The following is a 1,039-nucleotide window of genomic DNA, read 5'->3' as shown; positions in this document are numbered from 1 at the left end:
GGCCTGCGGGGGCGCGGTCACGCGGTGACGGACGGAAAGCCGGCGAAGGGGCCTCGCCGGCCATTGTGCCGGTTCGGCGCTGCGATCAGCCCGGGTAGGTGATCGAGCCCAGCGGCGGGCAGGGGATGAGCATGGTGCCGACGCCGGGGCGTTCGACGAAAGCCCGGGCCGCGGCGGCCTGTTGGCGCCGGGCTTCCAGGTCGTCGGCGTACCAGGCGTCGTGCCTGGCGCGGGTGTAGTCCCACGTGTCGTCGATGAGACTGAGGCTGGTGTTGCCGGAGCTGCGCTGGAACTCCGCCTTGAGGGCGGCCTGCTGGAGTGCGGTCTGGGTCGCGGCGAGATCGATGCGGGTGATCAGGACGCCGAGGGTGTTCGGTTCGCGGGTCGGCATGGGGGCCTGCGGGAGCAGCGACACCCCGGTGTCGAGGCGGCCGATGTTGTCGACGGTCGCTTGCTGGGCGTCCCTCATCATGATCTGCATTTCCTGGTGCAGCCAGAAGAACTCGTCGAGGTCGGCCGGGGTGATGCGCATCCGCCGGTACAGGGCCTGGAAGCGGGGATCGTGGTGCAGCGGGCGTACGAGGGCGATGTGGAGGGCCACGCAGTCGTTGTAGCCGGCTGCCACCGCGGCGTCGAGGTGGTGGATGGCCTGGTCCGTCTGTCCGTGTGCGCAGGCCAGGCCGGCGAGGCCCGAATGGCCCGCAGCGGCGAGCCACGTGCCGTCGGGGCCGAGCGCCGTGGCACGCGCGACGATGTCGTGGAGGCCCCTGGTGCCCGCCACGGCGGGTCCCTTGGTCAGGTGCTCCACCAGCACTTCGTGAAGACGGGCGGCCAGTGAGTTGACGGTGTCGACCATGGATCTCCTCGGACCTCGGTGGTGAAGAGCTGCAGGGGCGTCGAGTCTGTGGCCGCCCTGTGGAGATGACGGGCGGACGGGGTGAGCGGTTCCTGCTCGTGCCCGGCCGTGATCACGAGAACTGCCGCCTGGACCACCGGGTTTCGGGGACGGCAGCGGGCCGGGCGATCCGCGGTGGGATCG

Annotated in this window: 1 protein-coding gene; it reads right to left on the bottom strand. The window is 71.0% G+C overall.

Features of this window, described 5'->3' with window-relative positions; genetic code table 11:
• Positions 1–85 precede the first annotated feature (85 nt).
• Positions 86–856: a hypothetical protein gene (locus ACFU7Y_RS44195; RefSeq protein ID WP_380772117.1), complete on the bottom strand. Its 771-nt coding sequence runs from the start codon at positions 854–856 to the stop codon at positions 86–88.
• Between the last annotated feature and the right edge of the window lie 183 nt (positions 857–1,039).

Source organism: Kitasatospora sp. NPDC057542, assembly GCF_042801945.1.
In the GTDB taxonomy this organism is placed as follows: Bacteria; Actinomycetota; Actinomycetes; order Streptomycetales; family Streptomycetaceae; genus Kitasatospora.
The sequence above is the reverse complement of the archived record's forward strand: the minus strand, read 5'-3'. Positions and strand labels throughout refer to the sequence as shown.

Bases quoted from the DNA above. Each gene is read 5' to 3' on its own strand.
- ACFU7Y_RS44195 (WP_380772117.1), bottom strand. From the start codon at position 856: ATGGTCGACACCGTCAACTCACTGGCCGCCCGTCTTCACGAAGTGCTG.